Below are 17,991 nucleotides of genomic sequence, written 5' to 3' on the forward strand. Positions count from 1 at the left end.
AGGCAATACTGCTTTTTATTGTTGAATGTTATGTTTCTATAGATTATTTAATTCTTCTTCTACTTGCTTATCCGTTTCATTATCTCTCGGTCTTTCGATCTCTAGATGTTCTTTCATCCTTAATTCAATATTACTCAAATTTTGCTCATCTAACATCCAATAATATACCCCATTAGACATATTATCACTCCCGCTCAAGTTAAGAGTGTTAATCTTCAAATCGTCTCCTTTTGCAACATAGGAAAACAAGCTCTTCATTTCTGAAAATGACATATTTGTAGCCATATTCTCACCAACTGATTTAATTACTTTATCTATATTAAATAGAGAGTCTACCGATAGAGTTTTATCTGCAATAGACTTAATTACTTCTTGTTGTCTTTTACCACGCTCGATATCGTTATCTTGTTTTCTTGTTCGAGCGAATGCTAACGCTTCTTCGCCATTGAGTGTTTGCTCTCCTGGCATTAAATGAATGGCATCCTTTTTATCATTAGAGTCTGATTCCGTGAATTCATAAGGTACATCGACTTCAATTCCACCGAGAGATTCCACGACGTCAACAAAAGAATCAAAATTAAGCTTTACATAGTAATCTACCGGTATATCAAGCATATTTTCTACCGTGTCAATTGTTCCCATAGTACCGCCAAAGGCGTGAGCGTGTGCAATTTTATCATTTTTCCCTTCGCTAGGTATGTACACATAAGAATCACGTGGTATGCTAAGTAAATCAACACTTTTATCTTTTTTATTTAGTGATGCAAATAATAACGAATCGGTTCTTGATCTATCTTCATTGCCTCTTTTTATTCCAGTATCAACACCCATAATTAATACGGTTATGTTATCCATGTCAATTTCAACTTCCGAATCGCGTAGGTTAGATTTATCTCTTCCATTATCTTCATAAGAATCCTTCATTACATTCTTTGTGGTACCGTAGACATACCCTGCATATGATAACCCTCCAACGATAAATAGTAGCATCGGAATCAACACAATGGATATCATCTTTTTCGTTTTCTTTGGATTTTTTTCAACCCTAGTTCTATACTCTCTCCTTTTCATTACAGAAACTCCTTTTTGAGAAAAACTAATGTAAAAGTACTAGAATATTAATTTTACTACTGTTTATTTAACATTCAAGTTATGTATAGATTACAAAATTAAATAAATACGGAATTGTTGTGGCAATTATGTACATACCATTACAGTATGATTCCTTTTTAACTATATATGTCATCCTAATTCTACTTTATTCCTTATGCTCACAATTCAAACTGGTTACACTTCTCATTTTAGGGAATTGATACTGTAGATTGAGTTACTTCATAAAAGCACTTCTGTCATTAATACCTTTTAAAGAAAGGATGGATAGCCTGTATGAGTGTTCAACTTTATGAATATTGGAGTATCGATGGATATCTATGATGATACGAAAAAGCCCAAAAAGCCATTTCCATATTATCTAACTGTTATTATTATAGCTTTTATTGGAATTGCTATAGGACTGATCCAATTATTTTAAAGCGGTAAACTTTCAGACGCTATTATTGTAGATAGTGTAATATTTATATATTTTCTCGTTCCCTTTACTTATGCCTATTACCTACGAAAAAACGTTCAGAACAGCTTGATAAATAAATGCTGGACTTCTACAGCATTTATTTATCAAGTTGAATAGAGTTCATCATTGCAGAATATATATTTCTAATCAGTTTGTAGGAAATACTTGGATTGATTGAATTGGCAGAGACGGCGCCTCCTGCTCAAATAGAGTTCATCTTTTAACCAAAATACGAGTGAAACGTATGATTTTTAGTGAATAGAACCCGTCTGTAAACCAAATTACAAGCAAAACACTTAAATTTTCGTAAATAGAGCACTGATTATTCCTATAGAGCTTAAACTCCTCAGTGGCTGCTAGCTGTTAAAATAGTCTATCTGCAATGGAAATCAAATATCTCAAAAACTCGAATTGGTGAAATTAATCCAATCCAGACACTATAACATTTCTTGGAATCACATCAATCGATTCATTCCCACCTCCTCCACCCATTTCATGATAAAATAAACAGAAACAACCAATGAGAGGATGTGTATGATGATTAAACATAAAATCTATACCATGAGTTTTGCAAGTGTCTATCCCAATTATGTCAAGAAGGCGGAGCGAAAAGATCGCACGAAAGCAGAGGTCGATGAGATCATCCGCTGGTTGACTGGATATAGCCAAGAGCAGTTAGATGCGCAACTAGAAAAACAGACAGACTTTGAGACCTTCTTTGCCGAAGCTCCGGAAATGAACGATTCACGAGCTTTGATTAAAGGTGTCATCTGCGGTGTGCGAGTGGAGGATATTGAAGAGCCAACCATGCAGGAAATTCGCTATTTAGACAAGCTAATCGATGAATTAGCAAAAGGCAAAGCGATGGAAAAAATATTACGAAAACCAGCTTAAAGTAAAACTTCTTATGTAGATTGGATAAAAACCAATCATAATAGTGGAGCAAAAGTATTAACCAAAGATAAGTCCGTACAAACAGGTTTTGAAAATTCGTCTCAAGAAATATACTCCGCTTATCCAAGGGCTGCTGGTGATCCCCACATTTCGGGATCTCACCTTTGCCTTGCTCCATTCGTCTGAGACCAAATGTCCAAGCACCGTTTTAACGCCAATATCTAGATTAACGAAATTGACCTATCCTCATTTTATTTGTAAAGATTCACTGTTTCTTCCAAAAATTTCACATAGCTAGTGATAAAGTTTCTTGGCTTTATAATTTTAATTTTATTACCAAATCCAGCTAAAAATTGATAGGCATATGAATTTTGAGGTAATTCAATTGTTACAAGGTAACTTTCTGTAGTCTGTTTTGTAATGGCATTTTTCCCATACCTCTCTATAAACTGATCTCTTACAGAAACATCTATCAAAAGCTGTACACTCTCTAGCTGTTGTTGTTCGTAGTGTTGTATGGTCTTCTTAACTTCCTCATCTGACCCTGACCTTGGAACAAAAAATCCATTTCTTTGTATATCTAATATCCGCGTCAATTTAAATGTTCGATAATCTTTCCTTTCTAAACTATAACCAACCAGATACCAATGCATCTCACTCAAATGTATTTTATATGGTTCGATTACTCTATTCGATTTATTTCCTTTTTGGTCCACATACGCAAACGTTAATAACCAATGATTTTCAATTGCTTGCCTAATAAAATCTATATCTTCCTTGATTTGACTCCTTCCTGGCCATTCATAGAACGTTAAATCAAGCTTCGGAGAGAATTCTCTGATGGTCATTCCTTTAATTTTTTGAATCGTTGTTTGAATGTCTTGATTCGTAATCAGTTGCTCAAAACCACCTAATGCGACGAGTATATTTTCAATATCATTGTTATTCAATAGTCGTTTGTCGAATTTATACTCTTCCATTAACGCATATCCTCCATCAGCACCATATACTGCATAGATAGGAATACTTGCATACCCTAATGTTTCCATATCACGTTGAATTGTTCGCTTGGTCACATTGAAAAGACTGCTAAATTGGGATGCAGAAACTACATCTTTTTGTAGCAAGATCATAACTATTGAGATAAGTCGCTCAATTTTTTTCATATACTCCTCCGATATACGACATACATATGTCACCTATATCTCATTATACTTCAAATGTAAGAAAAAAGGAGGAGTAATAAGATGAACACAATAGCTTATCTACAATTTGATGGGAAGGCAGAAGAAGCATTAATGTTTTATGAAAAAGCATTACAAGCAACAAGCGTGAAAAAGGTAAAGTTTGGTGCTCTTGGTCAAGATCCAAGTGCTCCATTAACAGAAGAAGAGCAAGATATGATAATGGAGTCTCGTATTGAGTTTTTAGGAAATGTTCTAATGATGTCTGATGTTTTACCTTCTATGCAAGCAGTAACTGGCAAAACATCAATAGGTAATAATCTCTTAATTAGTATCATTGATGCTGATCCGGAAATAAATAAACAAATTTTTGAAGCCCTCTCCGTTGACGGTAAAATAATCATGCCGTTATCTTCTACTCCATGGTCAGCAAATTTTGGAATGGTTGTTGATAAATTTGGTGTCGTGTGGAAATTTAATAGTGAGGCAAGCAAGTTTCTCGATAGTTTCATCAATTAAGTCTGTATAAATAGAATAGAAAAGTAAAAAAACAGACCTGCCCCCTAAGCAGGTCTGTTTCCTAAGTAAAATTATCTGCTACCTTTAATATACGGTACACCATTTGCTCGTGGTGCATCCGCTCTTCCAATAAATCCAGCTAGTGCTAATATCGTTAATACATATGGCGCGATGAGAAGCAGTACTTGCGGGACATTTTCTAAGAAAGGTACACCGGAACTTACCACGGTCAAGCTTTGCGCCAATCCAAAGAATAGCGCTGCCCCCATTGCACCAAGTGGATGCCATTTACCAAAGATAACAGCCGCTAATGCCATGAATCCTTGTCCAACAATTGTTGAGCTTGAGAAGTTCGATGCAATCGTTAGTGCGAATACCGAACCACCTAATCCACCCAACACACCAGAAAGAATTACCGCAATATAACGCATTCGCTCTACTTTTATTCCATTTGTATCGGCCGCCATTGGGTGTTCTCCGACTGCACGAAGGCGTAGTCCAAACGGTGTCTTATATAAGACATACCATGCGACGAACGCAAGAATAATTGCCAAATAAGACGTTACATATACACCTTGGAAAAAGATTGGTCCGATGACCGGAATCTTTTCAAGTAGTGGAATATCGGTTGTGTAAAATGGTTGGCTTACCATATCGGTTTGCCCTTTATCATACCAAACCTTCGTCAAGTACACTCCTACACCGAGTGCAAGCATGTTAATGGCTACTCCACTAACTACCTGATTCGCGTGAAACGTAACAGATGCTACCGCATGAATGATAGAGAATAATCCACCGATTAACATTGCAACTACAATTGATACCCATGGGGTCGACGTTCCAAATACATCGGCAAACGTAAGGTTAAATACGATCCCGACGAATGCCCCCATAACCATTAAACCTTCTAATCCAATGTTCACGACACCGGATCGCTCACTGAATACGCCACCTAACGCTGTTAAAATAAGAGGTGCTGAATAAAATAGAACCGTTGGAACAATGGACTGTAAAATATCTAGCATCTATTTTTCCTCCTTTTTAAAGCGAAGTGCTACCCAGCGAATAATATAACTTGATGCTACAAAGAAAATAATTAATGCAATAATAATATCTACCAATTCTGTCGGTACCCCTGCAGCTGTCGGCATTTCTCCAGCGCCTTCTTTTAAAGCTCCGAATAGAATTGCCGCTAATACAACCCCTATCGCATTATTGGACCCAAGTAGTGCCACTGCTATTCCATCAAAACCGAGATTGGTAAATCCGGACATTACAGAAATCGTACCGTAAGTTCCGAGTCCTTCCATTGCTCCTGCAAGACCTGCAAATGCTCCACCAATTACCATGGATAGAATGATATTTTTACTTACATTCATCCCAGCATAATTCGATGCATGAAGGTTGTGACCAACAGACTTCAATTCATAACCATAAGTTGTTCGCTCAATGATAAACCACATGATGAATGCAGCAAGTAGCGCAATGAGAATTCCATAGTGCACCCGAGAGTAAAATGTAATGCTCTGTAACCATTCGGATGCTAAAGAAGCCGTTCCTGCAATAGATTCTGTAGTTGTATTTTGATCGGTTAATACACTTCGTATAATTTCATTTGTGATAAACAATGCAATATAGTTCATCATAATTGTGATGATAACTTCATGTACACCTAGTTTTGCTTTTAGCAAACCAGGCAAGAATCCCCACAAACTACCCGCTAACATTCCAGCAATGATCGCAAGTGGTAGATGGACAATCATCGGTGCATCGATTGCTAGCCCAACCCAGACAGCAGCTAACCAACCAACAATTACTTGTCCCTCCGCACCAATATTGAATAGCCCTGTTTTAAATGCAAAAGCAACTGCAAGGCCCGTTAATATTAATGGTGTTGTTCTACGAATGGTTTCGCCAATCGTATAGGCATCACCAAATGCACCATTCCATAATGCAGCATATCCTTGAATCGGATCATGGCCAGATAACAGCATGATGACAGCTCCTGCCAGTAGACCGACAATAACCGAGATAACCGGTACTAATAATCCAAATAATTTATTATTCGATGTCATTCGCTTGTCTCACCCGCCTTGTCCACTTTGCTACCTGCCATCAACAGACCAAGCTCTTGTTCATTCGTTTCTTCTGGTTTTACATCCGCAACAATCTTGCCATCAAACATCACGGCAATACGATCACTGACATTCATAATTTCATCTAATTCAAAGGAAACGAGAAGAATCGCTCGCCCTTTATCACGTTCTTCAATCAATTTCTTATGGATAAACTCAATCGCACCAACATCCAGCCCTCTCGTCGGTTGTGCAGCAATTAATAATGCTGGTGAACGATCGACTTCACGTCCGATAATCGCTTTTTGCTGGTTTCCACCAGATAATGCTCGTGCTTTTGTATAGACACTCGGCGTACGCACATCATAGTCCTCAATAATGCATTTCGCCTTTTCAAATATCGCTTTATAATTCAGTACTTTCGCTTTCGAGAACGGTTTTTGATAGTACGTTTGCAAGACAATATTTTCACCAATCGAATAATCCAATACAAGTCCATATTTATGGCGATCCTGCGGAATATGTCCGATACCACTTTCCGTGATTTTTCTTGGTGAAAGATTTGCAATCGCTTTATTATGTAATTGAATTGAACCTGATTTTGTTTTTCGCAGACCAGTAATCGCCTCAATTAATTCTGATTGTCCATTGCCGTCTACACCGGCAATTCCAACAATTTCTCCAGCACGAATCGTTAAATCAAGACCTTTTACCAAATCTACTTTTCTCGCATCTCTTACAAAGAGATTGTTGATTTCTAGAACATTTTCTTTCGGTTCGGAAGGAGTTTTTTCAGTTTTAAAACTCACTTCACGTCCAACCATTAACGATGCTAATTCAGTTGTGTTGGTATCCGCCACAGTAACGGTTCCAATCCCTTTCCCTTTACGAATTACAGTACAACGGTCACATACTTCCATAATTTCTTTCAATTTATGTGTAATTAGAATAATCGATTTTCCTTCTTTAATTAGAGCACGCATAATCACCATCAGTTCACTGATTTCCTGTGGTGTTAATACTGCCGTTGGCTCATCAAAAATCAACACTTCCGCACCACGATAAAGTGTTTTCAAGATTTCCACACGTTGTTGCATCCCAACAGAAATATCGCTAATTTTCGCATCTGGATCAACTCGAAGCCCATATTGGTCGGATAACGCTTGTATTTCCTGTCTTGCCTTCGATAAATCAATCTTGCCAAACTTATTGGTTGGTTCACTTCCGAGCACAATATTCTGTGTAACAGTAAATGGTTCGACTAACATAAAATGCTGATGCACCATACCAATCCCTAGATTATTCGCAATATTGGGATTTGTTATGTTGACTTTCTTTCCATTTACATGAATTTCTCCCTTTTCGGGTTGATACAATCCAAATAAGACATTCATTAATGTCGATTTACCCGCTCCATTCTCACCTAACAGAGCATGAATTTCCCCTTTTTTCAGTTGCACAGTGATATTGTCATTAGCAACAATACCTGGAAATTCCTTTCTGATATTCAACATTTCAATTGCATAATCCACTCGTTTTCACTCCTATAATAAAACGTTTGATTCACAACCTTGAACAGCAAGGAATATAGACAAATTAGTTATAAGAAAAAGGCTTTTACATACTAATAACATAGAGCACATAGAAACGTAGTGACTGGACGGCATCAACATCATGATGAAAATAGTTACCTATGATGACTTTCACTCTATGGTAAAAGGGATACGAAGTCTCTGCTAAAAATCAAACCATCTATGCTTCTTCGTCGGAAGCAAGAGATGGTTCAAGATCGCTCGTTTCACATACTTTAAGCTAAAAGCAGGAAAAACCTTTTTCATTGTATTCTTAAACTTTAACGATTATAAATACTTCTTATAATGATTCTAAAAATGTAGTTAATTCTTCTTCTGTATGTGGAACTTCAATTTGCCCATTCAGGATTTGTTTTGTATAGTCTTCGATAGCTGTAATAATGTCTTCTGTCATCGCTTCTTCGTTTGTAGTAGCGGCAGCAATCGCATCATCTTCTATTCCATACTCTAAAGTCTCTCCACCAGGGAACTCGCCAACCATTCCACGATTCGCAACATCTTGTACAGCTACGTCTACACGTTTCACCATAGAAGTTAATGTTACGTTATGATCACCAATCGCACCTTCTTCGTGCTGATCACGGTCAACACCAATTACCCAAATCTGACGCTCAGGATCATTTTGTTTAATGTCTTTCGCTTGGTTAAATACACCATTACCAGTTGCACCAGATGCATGATAAATCACATCTACTCCACTGTCATACATGTTTGTTGCAATCAACTTTCCTTTTGCTGCATCAGCAAATGATTCTGCATACTGTACATCAACTTCGATATCAGGATTTACAGATTTAACACCTGCAATAAATCCAGATTCAAATTTTTTAATTAGCGGCGAATCCACACCACCGACGAATCCTACTTTATCAGTAGTTGTTTTCATTGCTGCAGCTACACCAACCAAGAAAGAACCTTGGTGTTCACTGAACGTAATACCTACTGCATTATCCGCTTCTACTATATCATCTACTAACGCAAAGTTCGTATCTGGAAATTGCTCTGCAGCTTTTTGAATATCTTCTTTCAGTTCAAATCCAATTCCATAAATCAAATCATATTCATCACGTACAAAACGAGTTAAGTTTGGCATATAATCAGCCTTGTCCGCAGACTGTGCATAATCAAAACCATTACCTTTAGATAAACCGTTTACTTCTCCCCATGCAGAAATACCTTCCCATGCAGATTGGTTAAATGATTTGTCATCTACTCCACCGATATCTGTAACCATTGCAATACTATAATCTTCAGAAGCAGCTGCTTCACCTTCACTACTTGTATCTTCTTCTGTTCCTTCTGCACCTGCATCACTTTCTTTGCCTTCATCCGAACTACCACATGCAGCTAAAAACAGACCTAAAATTAAAACCAAAACAAACAACAAAAACTTATGATTCTTCATTTTTTTCCCTCCTGTTTTGACTTTCTTATGTAGGAATATACGCCCAATAACAAACTAGACCATTCCTTTTATTTCGACCTTTATACTCAATCAATCTATTTATCTATGAGTATATAGCAATAAATTGCCCCCTTAAAATAAACAATTAGAAACATTGCTAAAAGATTACGAAATACAAAATTTATATTACCACTATTACTTGGAATTTGAAATACTATTGTAAAAAATATTTTTAAAATTGTTATCTTATTGTTAACAAATTGGCAGGTAGTAGTCACTAGTCCTATGTCCCTAGCAACTTCTAATATTTTTGTAAGTTTTTATATTTTTAGGTGAAAATGCAAAACTATGATTAGGTATTTCCGATTAGGGAATTGTTTTGTAAAAGTAGTTAGATGTGTCATTTTTAGAAGGAGGGGCATAGATGAGTATTTTATTCTATTTTATTGCGCCTTTTATAGCCGCTACAATAATGCATACAATTATGTACGCGAGGAGTAAGAACACAGAAAAAGTAAATAGGGGTTTTGTTTTTAACCACTATAAGTTAACTTATCGCAGAAGAATGATCCGATCCTTATGGAATATTCCTATTTTTATCTTGATTTACCTTGGTATATATTGGACAACAGATTTAAACTCAACAGAATATATCATTCTCGGAATGATGTTTATCTTACTTGGTCTACTAGACTTCCTATATAATTTTGTAAAGTGGCAGAAGCATGAAAAAGAGATAAGTTTTTCAGAGAGAGGAGAGTGAAGAAAGTAAGAATCCAGCTCTCTTTCTTTAAAATGAAGCTGTTATATGGTTTATTTCTATCAAAAAAATTAGTAATCTAAATTCTTATCTTTCGCGTTTTCTAAATCCGATTTTAGCATGCCGAATACTATACTGTCCGTCCACTCTCCCTTATTCCAAAAATCTTGTACAAAGTGAGCTTCTTTCCTCATCCCAACTCTTTCACATAGATTTCGGGATGCTGTATTTCGTGCATCTAAATTTGCTTGAATACGATGAACTTGTACAACTTCAAACAGATAACCGATGAGAGCACTCACCGCCTCTGTTGCATAACCTTTTCCAGACACAGATTTTGAAAACGTATAGCCAATTTCAACAGTGTCTTTCATATCTGTGTACCATACAGATAAGTCACCAATTACTTCAGAGTCCACTAAAACAGCTAAGTTTAAGGTGTTTTCTTTTGTTAATTGATTATGTTTTAATTTCTTTTTAAATTTTCTTTCTTTATTTTCATCTGTCCATTTGCCATGCAACAGAAAATGGCACGTCGTCTCATCATTATAAATCTTAAACACATCATTCAAATGATTTGTCTCAAAAGGCTTGATCAATAATCGGTCAGTTTGTAACTTCAATTAAATACACATCCTTTAAGATGAAATATCTAAATCTTCCATCTATTATTAATGATAGATATAAGTATAACACAGTTTGCTGGCATGTTTCTTAATCAGGCATAAATCTTTTATGTTACCTTGAAGCAACCTCAGCACGTTATCGAAACCTCTTGTATATAAAATTAAATGTCACTACTCTACTTCACAAAATTATTAAAAAGGGCCATCGTGACTCCTTTATGTCACAACCACCCTTTTTTTGTTGAATATGCATTTCAAAGAAAAAACAACTTATTTTTACTTTTTTCCCTATATTCTGTTTTACTCTTCAGCGTTATTCAATGCATCACTAATTAACGCTAAGTATTCATCGATTGTATAGGAGATTGCAAGTGGATTCGGCGTACCTGCAGCACCTAACTCCGAGGTACCATTAATAAAAGCAACCGATCCCTTTTCAATCGCTGGGATTTGTCCGAGTATAGGATCATTTTGAATGGTTTCTACTAATTCTTCATCACCATAACCAAGGAAAACATCGACATTATTTAAAATATCTGCATTTTCAGCACTAAGGTTCAATGAATAATCAGTTTCATTTTCCAACTCATTTAGAATCTCTTCAGGAAATTCCATTTCTAATTCTTCCGTTAAGAACTTAACACGCGTATCCGTTGGCGTATACAGATGCATGCTCGACGTGTCTGTTGCAGAGAAGTTTACCCAAGCTACTTTTTTCCCGCTGATTTCAGGATACTCTTCTAGTTTCTCATCAATAAGATTATCCGTTTCCTCAATTAATTCTTCACCTTTTTCCTTCATTCCCATGCCTTCTGCGCTCATCATTACTTGCTCACGCCAAGAAGTCGTCCATGGTGAAACAGGATAAGCTACTACAGGAGCTATTTCCGTCAGTAAATCGTAATCCTCTTGCGTAATTCCTGAGTAAGCTGCCAGAATAACATCTGGATTACTATCTGCAATCGCTTCAAAATCTAATCCATCCGTATCCTGAAATACATTCGGATCTTCGACATTTAATTCTTCCAACTTCTCCGCTGTCCACGGTAATAATCCACTATCATCTTCCACACCAAAATTCGCTGCAGAGAAACCGACTGGAACAACACCGAGTGCTAAAGCAACATCCTGGTTCCCCCATTGAATTGTAGTAACACGCTCAGGTGTTTCTTCAATCACAGTTTCACCAAATGCATGCTCAATTACGATTGGCTCTGGACTTTCTGTTGTCTCTTCTGTATTATCACCCTCTGTCTCGGGATCCGCTGAATCTGCATCATTAGAAGAACAACCAATAAGTAAAGCAAAAATAATTATGGATAATAATATGTAATACAAATAATGTCTTGATTTCATCTGTTTTATTTTCCCCCTATTTTTGATAATGATAATCATTATCACTAACATTACTTTATAACTATAAACTTGTCAAACTATTTTTAATATAAAAATCTATGATAGCTTGAAACGATTTGATTATTGTGAAAAAATATAGTGAAACTTCAGTCAGTGGGGGATACTGCGACTCGGAATAAAACACAATCTATTTTTTGAGAACTTTTGATAATTTTTGTGGCTACATGTAATTGCAAAGAGGATGAACTTACATATGTTAGATGTATAATGAGATTTAGATTCTTTGATAAATCACCTAAAAGGATACGCATCAATAGGGGGTAACAATGAATTACTATGAGGCACTTTGCTATAATTGTAAAAAAATTTTCAGAGTATACGAGGGTTCACTAACATATAAGCAATTTAAGGAAAGAAGCAATAGGATTTTTTGCTGTGAAGGCTGTGAAGATTGTAGTCATAAGATACGTATGGATGCAATCAAAAATTTCTTTAGATAATTTATTGATGAACGTCTTTCTAATAGATTTTTGATACGCTAGATTCTCTGAATATGGCGTTAAAAACGAATTAATAATTTATTGTTTTTTATTTTCTTTCCATTTATACGGTATATTTATCCATTCCCAAGCAATATACCCTAAGTATAGAATAATTGGAAATACAGCAGTATACACCCAATCAATACGATCATCAAAGATGATTTGTTTAAGCAGTAGGAATATAAAAGCAAAAATAGGAATACCGAGGTATTTTTTAAACATGCACTTCACTCCTCTAGGTTTGTTTTATAGATATATATAACATAGGAGGCATTCGATTTAAATGTATTATTTAGCGATAACTTATGATATATGTGAACACAATAATTTAGTTGAAGAGATGAATGAATATCGTTTAGAACCGGGTGTTGATTTCGAGCAACAACTAATAAAATTAGCGAAGAAAGATATAGCTCCTCTTATTAAAGTATATCAATCTATTACGAGTGACTTTAAAGAAGTAACCCTATATAAAGAATATACATTCAAGGATTACGAATGTAAATGTCATAGAGAAAAAGGGTAGATAAATGATTAATTTCATATGTACGAAATTCGAATTTTACTCAGTTTGCTTTGCAGACGGAAGATTTTAGCAGCTAGTAGCCATTGAGGTGTATACTCTATAGGTAATAATCAGGGCTCTACTTACGAAAATTTAAGTGTTTGCTTGTAATTTGGTTTACAGACGGGATCTATTCACTCAAAACCTTACGTTTCGCTTGTGTTTTGGTTAATAGACAAGCTCTATTCACTAGAAATCTTATGTATCACTTGTAATTTGGTTTACAGACGAGCTCTATTCACTATTTAGCTTTGTTATTCTGAGCAGTCTTCCATTGCAATCAAAGCAAAACATTTCCTGTAATTCGAATAGTGGTTTTAAGAAAGGACAAAATCTTATCTGATGGTAATTACTATAATACTTTATTAACGGGGAGAATTAAGTAAAAGGAGCTAACAATTACGTATGGAATACTTGATCGAGTTTGAAAAGAAAATAAAAAAAGACCATATTGATAGCGTACTTGTTCAAAACGATAATCGTTTAATATTTGAATACTATCGAAACAGAAAAATGAAAGAAAAACAACACAAAATTTATTCTATAACAAAAAGTGTTTTATCGATATTGGTTGGGATAGCGATAGACAAAGGATTTATTAAAGATACTAATACATCAATAGTTGATTTCTTTCCAGAATATAATGATGATGCAAATAACGATATCACCGTCAAACATCTATTAACTATGACTTCAGGGTTACACTGGCCAGGTAATAACCGTATGTTACCGAGTAAAAACTGGGTCGACTTCGTAATGCAACAAGAAAAGGTCCATCCTCCAGGGAAAGAAATGGTATACAGCTGCGGCTCTTCTCACTTGCTTAGTGCCATTTTACAATCAACTACTGGAATTTCTACTGAAGACTTTGCTAATAAACATCTATTTACTCCTCTAGGAATAACAAATTATAAGTGGAACAAAGATGCACAAGGGGTAAATATCGGTGGATTCGGTTTATCAATGAAAACAGCGGATATGCTTAGAATTGGCTCCCTTTATTTAAATATGGGGAAATGGAAATCTAAACAAATTGTATCCGCTAGATGGGTGAAAGAATCTACACGCCCTAAAGTAAAAATTGATGATACTACTTCATACGCGTATCATTGGTGGAATATAGCTCTAGAAAATCAAACAGCTACGTTTTTTTGTGCTTCTGGATATGAAGGACAGTACATTATTGTAGCACCTGAGTATAAATTGATAACCGTTTTTACAAGTAGCATAAAGGATGAATCATCAAGACCTTTAAGATACTTCGAGAACGACCTTCTACCTTACCTCACAAAACAATAAGTTTTTCTTTAACATATTAAATTTAATTAGATGATAATTTAAATTAACTGACTAGCGGAGGAAAAACACGAAGACTCCTGTGGGAATGCGCAGTGTGAAGACCCCGCAGAAAAAGCGATCTCCTTTATCGAGGAGGCTGAGGACAAGCCCACGGAAAGCGTAGTGTTTTTCCGAAGCGACTGCTTACATTAAAATGACATCTAAAATACCTCTCCTGCGGTGCAGTGATTTTATAATAAGTGTATAATCAACTAATATTACTCCAAGAAAGAAGAATGGTTCTATTGAGAAAATTAATTATTATTATTTTATCCCTAACAACGATTATCACTGTTTTTTTATTAAACAATCCTTCTGCCAAGGCGGAGAATGTGATCTACGTAGCAACTAACGGAAACGATCAAAACGACGGTACGAAATCCAGTCCATTTCGAACACTAAACAAAGCTGCATCACAAGCAACAAACGGCACTACCGTATACATTCGAGAAGGGACTTATCAAGAGCACCTTCATATCAAACATAGTGGGACAAAATCAAAACCTATTGTTTTCAAAGCTTACAATGATGAGGACGTGACGCTTACCCGTGGAGATGATGTAGATACAGAGGGAAATACTGCCTTAATTACGATCGATAGCAAGAATTATATTACCATTAATGGGTTAACATTGGAGAATCTATCTACAAATCTAGCAGATGAAACGGTGATGGGAATTTTTATCACGGGATCAAGCAGTCATATTTCGATTGAGAATAACCACGTTCAGCATATCGAGACACATGCTGAGGATGGAAATGCACATGGGATTGCCGTATACGGAACCAAAAAAATGACAGACATCCATATTAAAAGTAATCTCTTAGAAGATTTAAAACTAGGTGCAAGTGAATCCCTTGTACTTAACGGTAATATTGAAAGTTTTTATATAGAGGATAATATCATTCGCAGAAGCGATAATATCGGCATTGACTTGATTGGCTATGAGGGAGTAGCACTCAATAAAAGCACTGACTATGTGCGGGAGGGGACGGTGCGAAACAACCGTATCTATGACATATCGTCGTATGGAAATCCCGCATATGGAGAAGATTATTCTGCGGGTGGCATCTATGTTGATGGCGGGAAAAATATTTCCATAGAGCAGAATACTATACATAACGCTGATATTGGAATTGAAGCCACCTCAGAGCATGCTGGAAAGTATGCAGAGAATATTAGCATTATCGATAATATTATTTATAACAACTATTATACGGGGATTTCCATCGGTGGATATGATAAAATCGCGGCGGGACGATCCATTCAACCATCGCAAGAAATACCTTGTACCGTAACGACACTAAAGGGCTAGGCGGTGGTCAGCTTTTATTACAACATGATACGAAAACGAATGTTATCGAAAAGAACCTACTCACAGCTGGCCCGTCTCGCCTGTTTATCGCAAACTATTTTACAACAAATGCATCTAACTCTCTTCGCGGGAACATTTTCCATAAAGAAGTAGGAAAGGATGGTATTTGGGTATGGAAGGACGAGGAATTTACTGTTTTCTCTGATTTTGTAGATGCTTCCAACAGTGATGCCCAATCTAGTTATATCGATCCTGAATATGAAAATGAAGACGGCAATAGTTTTCAATTGAAAGAAGATTCACCCGCTAAGGAGATAATTTTTGAATAACCGTGAAGAGCTATAATAATTTCCTGTGTTACTCAACAATCGCTCCTTATTGCGGTTTTATTGTTCTTACAATGTGGTAATAATTGGCCCTTCTTTCGTAACAATAATGGTATGTTCGTATTGAGCTACCGCGCTTTCCACCGTTAGGAAGGTCCACCCATCTTCCGCTTGATAGACTTGCTCTTCAAATGTGGAGATAAATGGTTCAAAGGCAATTACCATACCATCTTTTAAAATTTCATTATCCCAACGAGAGAAAAAACTGAAAATATGATCAGGCGCTTCATGAATGGAGCGACCAATTCCGTGTCCAGTAAGATTCTTGATTACGGTTAAGCCATGTTTTTTTGCCACATTGTGTGCAGCTTTTCCAAGCGCACTTGTGCTCACACCTGGTTTTGCCTTCTCCAGTCCAGCCTCGAATGCTTCTTTCACAACGTCACATACTTTATGTGACATGTCCTCTCCCTGCCCAGCTACAAAGGAGATTCCAGTATCTGCAAAATAACCGTTTTTCGACCCGGAAACATCTATGTTAACAATATCGCCTTCTTGAATAATCCGTTCCCCCGGAATTCCGTGCGCTACTTCTTCATTAATGCTAATACATGTATATCCTGGGAAATCGTATTCTCCTTTTGGCGCCGATTGAGCTCCTACCTGTTCAAACATCGTTCCCGCTATTTCATCAAGTTCTTTTGTAGTAATTCCCGGTTTGGTAGAACGAACTAATTCATCTCGAATCGCACCACAAATTTTACCTATTTCTTTTAATCCATTAAAATCCGCTTCCGTCTTTGCGATCATTATATACACCTACTTTTTTACATATGATATGTTCTATGTTTGTTTTTTGACTCTATTCTAGTATAGAAGAAAAACCTTTTTCTTCAACATATTCAATTCTCCTTGGTTTTGAAAATCGTATACATCAGCGGTCCAGCAAAAAATAATCCTCCAACAGCTGATCCGAGGAATACAGCGGAATAGGACGTCCATTCCATTTCCCTTCCTAAAAAATAATCAAGAATAATACGGAATATAGTTATAAATGCTGGAAGGACTAAGGCTGCAAACATCATTATTTTTACACCTTTGGACATGTAATTACCTCCTTTATACATATTTAACTAATTCGGGTAGAAAGACTTGATCGTAAGAAAGAAACCTTTACTTCTCCCAATGCGTCATTTGTTCTTCTTTATAATACATTTGCTGGGAACCGCCGAAACGTACTAAATATCTTTCGCGCTTTTCATCGATATATACCACCGTGCCAACTAGAGGCATATGATTATCATCGACAGTCACCATATCACCAATATTGAATTTATCCATATTAACCGCTCCAATCTTTTTTCAACCTTTACTGGTCAACCTAATTACAGACGTTAGTATTTCCGATACATCCCTTGTGATTTTGGATAAGTATAACTAAATCCAAATTGTTTATAAAGTTTATCCGCGGATCCATCGGCAATTAAGCTAACATATGAATCGGGATATGTATGTTTTTCTAAAAAGTTCATAATATGTTCCATAATTAATTTACCTAATCCTTGTCCTTGATAGCCCGGTTTAACAACAATATCTACCACCTGAAAGAAAGTTCCTCCATCGCCAATGACTCGTCCCATCCCGATAAATGTTTCTTCATCATATACACAAACAACAAACAATGAATTCTTTAGTCCCTCTTCAGATGCTTCGCGCGATTTCCCGCTCATTCCACCTTCCAATCGCAAGTTATTATAATCTACTGGGTTTGGCGGCTCATGCGTGATCATATACTGTTCTTTCATACCTTAATTCCTCCCTTAAACTAAATCTGACGAAACTCTTCTTACCTTTATTTTAATATATGAATGGAAACTTATCCACGAAGCAATAACAAACAAAAACAACCAAAATTAAAAATAA

General features: G+C 36.2%; 19 protein-coding genes and 1 pseudogene. 7 read left to right on the top strand and 13 right to left on the bottom strand.

Features of this window, described 5'->3' with window-relative positions:
* Nucleotides 1-36: 36 nt before the first annotated feature.
* The gene (locus tag C794_RS18375; RefSeq protein ID WP_017798644.1) at nt 37-1,071 is read right to left on the bottom strand and encodes an LCP family protein; all 1,035 of its coding nucleotides are present in this window, start codon (nt 1,069-1,071) and stop codon (nt 37-39) included.
* Nucleotides 1,072-1,402: 331 nt separating this feature from the next.
* Between C794_RS18375 and C794_RS21220 the strand changes: the two genes are divergently transcribed.
* Together C794_RS21220 and C794_RS18390 are read left to right on the top strand one after the other, a co-directional pair.
* Nucleotides 1,403-1,531, top strand: a complete 129-nt coding sequence (locus C794_RS21220) for a hypothetical protein (RefSeq protein ID WP_017798645.1) — start codon at nt 1,403-1,405, stop codon at nt 1,529-1,531.
* Between the two features lie 576 nt (nt 1,532-2,107).
* A complete protein-coding gene (locus tag C794_RS18390) occupies nt 2,108-2,464 on the top strand; it encodes a DUF2200 domain-containing protein (protein WP_017798647.1) in 357 nt (118 codons plus the stop codon).
* 251 nt (nt 2,465-2,715) lie between these two features.
* On the opposite strand, the gene C794_RS18395 is transcribed toward C794_RS18390, so the two are convergent.
* Complete coding sequence (locus tag C794_RS18395; protein ID WP_017798648.1) at nt 2,716-3,630, bottom strand: helix-turn-helix transcriptional regulator; 915 nt, start codon at nt 3,628-3,630, stop codon at nt 2,716-2,718.
* Between the two features lie 81 nt (nt 3,631-3,711).
* Here C794_RS18395 and C794_RS18400 point away from each other — a divergent pair, with 81 nt between their 5' ends.
* Complete coding sequence (locus C794_RS18400) at nt 3,712-4,167, top strand: VOC family protein (protein ID WP_017798649.1); 456 nt, start codon at nt 3,712-3,714, stop codon at nt 4,165-4,167.
* Nucleotides 4,168-4,238: 71 nt separating this feature from the next.
* Here C794_RS18400 and C794_RS18405 read toward each other — a convergent pair whose 3' ends face one another.
* From C794_RS18405 to C794_RS18420, 4 genes are all read right to left on the bottom strand, one after another.
* Nucleotides 4,239-5,192: an ABC transporter permease gene (locus C794_RS18405; protein WP_017798650.1), complete on the bottom strand. Its 954-nt coding sequence runs from the start codon at nt 5,190-5,192 to the stop codon at nt 4,239-4,241.
* Nucleotides 5,193-6,242: an ABC transporter permease gene (locus C794_RS18410; RefSeq protein ID WP_017798651.1), complete on the bottom strand. Its 1,050-nt coding sequence runs from the start codon at nt 6,240-6,242 to the stop codon at nt 5,193-5,195. It abuts the gene before it with no gap.
* On the bottom strand, nt 6,239-7,774 hold the full coding sequence (locus C794_RS18415) for an ABC transporter ATP-binding protein (protein WP_017798652.1): 1,536 nt from the start codon (nt 7,772-7,774) through the stop codon (nt 6,239-6,241). The genes C794_RS18410 and C794_RS18415 overlap by 4 nt, the downstream gene beginning before the upstream one ends.
* Nucleotides 7,775-8,114: 340 nt before the next feature.
* The gene (locus C794_RS18420) at nt 8,115-9,239 is read right to left on the bottom strand and encodes a BMP family lipoprotein (protein ID WP_017798653.1); all 1,125 of its coding nucleotides are present in this window, start codon (nt 9,237-9,239) and stop codon (nt 8,115-8,117) included.
* Nucleotides 9,240-9,663: 424 nt separating this feature from the next.
* On the opposite strand from C794_RS18420, the gene C794_RS18425 reads away from it, so the two are divergent.
* Entirely contained in the window at nt 9,664-10,002 is a 339-nt protein-coding gene (locus C794_RS18425; RefSeq protein ID WP_017798654.1) for a hypothetical protein, read from the top strand.
* A 68-nt stretch (nt 10,003-10,070) separates the two neighbouring features.
* On the opposite strand, the gene C794_RS18430 is transcribed toward C794_RS18425, so the two are convergent.
* The 3 genes from C794_RS18430 to C794_RS18445 all read right to left on the bottom strand — a co-directional run bounded on the left by C794_RS18430 (nt 10,071) and on the right by C794_RS18445 (nt 12,745).
* The gene (locus C794_RS18430; protein WP_017798655.1) at nt 10,071-10,622 is read right to left on the bottom strand and encodes a GNAT family N-acetyltransferase; all 552 of its coding nucleotides are present in this window, start codon (nt 10,620-10,622) and stop codon (nt 10,071-10,073) included.
* A 303-nt stretch (nt 10,623-10,925) separates the two neighbouring features.
* Nucleotides 10,926-11,981 carry an ABC transporter substrate-binding protein gene (locus C794_RS18435; protein WP_017798656.1) on the bottom strand — a complete coding sequence of 352 codons (1,056 nt, stop codon included), beginning with the start codon at nt 11,979-11,981 and terminating at the stop codon, nt 10,926-10,928.
* A gap of 578 nt (nt 11,982-12,559) precedes the next feature.
* Nucleotides 12,560-12,745, bottom strand: a complete 186-nt coding sequence (locus tag C794_RS18445; RefSeq protein WP_017798658.1) for a hypothetical protein — start codon at nt 12,743-12,745, stop codon at nt 12,560-12,562.
* Nucleotides 12,746-12,806: 61 nt separating this feature from the next.
* On the opposite strand from C794_RS18445, the gene C794_RS18450 reads away from it, so the two are divergent.
* From C794_RS18450 to C794_RS20055, 3 genes and pseudogenes are all read left to right on the top strand, one after another.
* Nucleotides 12,807-13,049: a hypothetical protein gene (locus C794_RS18450; RefSeq protein ID WP_017798659.1), complete on the top strand. Its 243-nt coding sequence runs from the start codon at nt 12,807-12,809 to the stop codon at nt 13,047-13,049.
* Nucleotides 13,050-13,493: 444 nt separating this feature from the next.
* On the top strand, nt 13,494-14,387 hold the full coding sequence (locus C794_RS18455) for a serine hydrolase domain-containing protein (protein ID WP_017798660.1): 894 nt from the start codon (nt 13,494-13,496) through the stop codon (nt 14,385-14,387).
* 284 nt (nt 14,388-14,671) lie between these two features.
* A pseudogene (locus C794_RS20055) lies at nt 14,672-16,071 on the top strand (DUF1565 domain-containing protein).
* Nucleotides 16,072-16,137: 66 nt separating this feature from the next.
* On the opposite strand, the gene map reads toward C794_RS20055, so the two are convergent.
* The 4 genes from map to C794_RS18480 form a co-directional block, all read right to left on the bottom strand.
* Nucleotides 16,138-16,878, bottom strand: a complete 741-nt coding sequence (map, locus tag C794_RS18465; RefSeq protein ID WP_017798661.1) for a type I methionyl aminopeptidase — start codon at nt 16,876-16,878, stop codon at nt 16,138-16,140.
* 92 nt (nt 16,879-16,970) lie between these two features.
* Nucleotides 16,971-17,174, bottom strand: a complete 204-nt coding sequence (locus tag C794_RS18470; RefSeq protein ID WP_017798662.1) for a hypothetical protein — start codon at nt 17,172-17,174, stop codon at nt 16,971-16,973.
* 67 nt (nt 17,175-17,241) lie between these two features.
* Nucleotides 17,242-17,409, bottom strand: coding sequence for a hypothetical protein (locus tag C794_RS20900; RefSeq protein ID WP_017798663.1), 168 nt, complete (start codon nt 17,407-17,409; stop codon nt 17,242-17,244).
* A 53-nt stretch (nt 17,410-17,462) separates the two neighbouring features.
* Complete coding sequence (locus C794_RS18480) at nt 17,463-17,873, bottom strand: GNAT family N-acetyltransferase (protein ID WP_017798664.1); 411 nt, start codon at nt 17,871-17,873, stop codon at nt 17,463-17,465.
* Nucleotides 17,874-17,991: the final 118 nt, after the last annotated feature.

Origin of the sequence: Oceanobacillus kimchii X50 (assembly GCF_000340475.1) — a bacterium.
Taxonomy (GTDB): Bacteria; Bacillota; Bacilli; order Bacillales; family Amphibacillaceae; genus Oceanobacillus; species Oceanobacillus kimchii.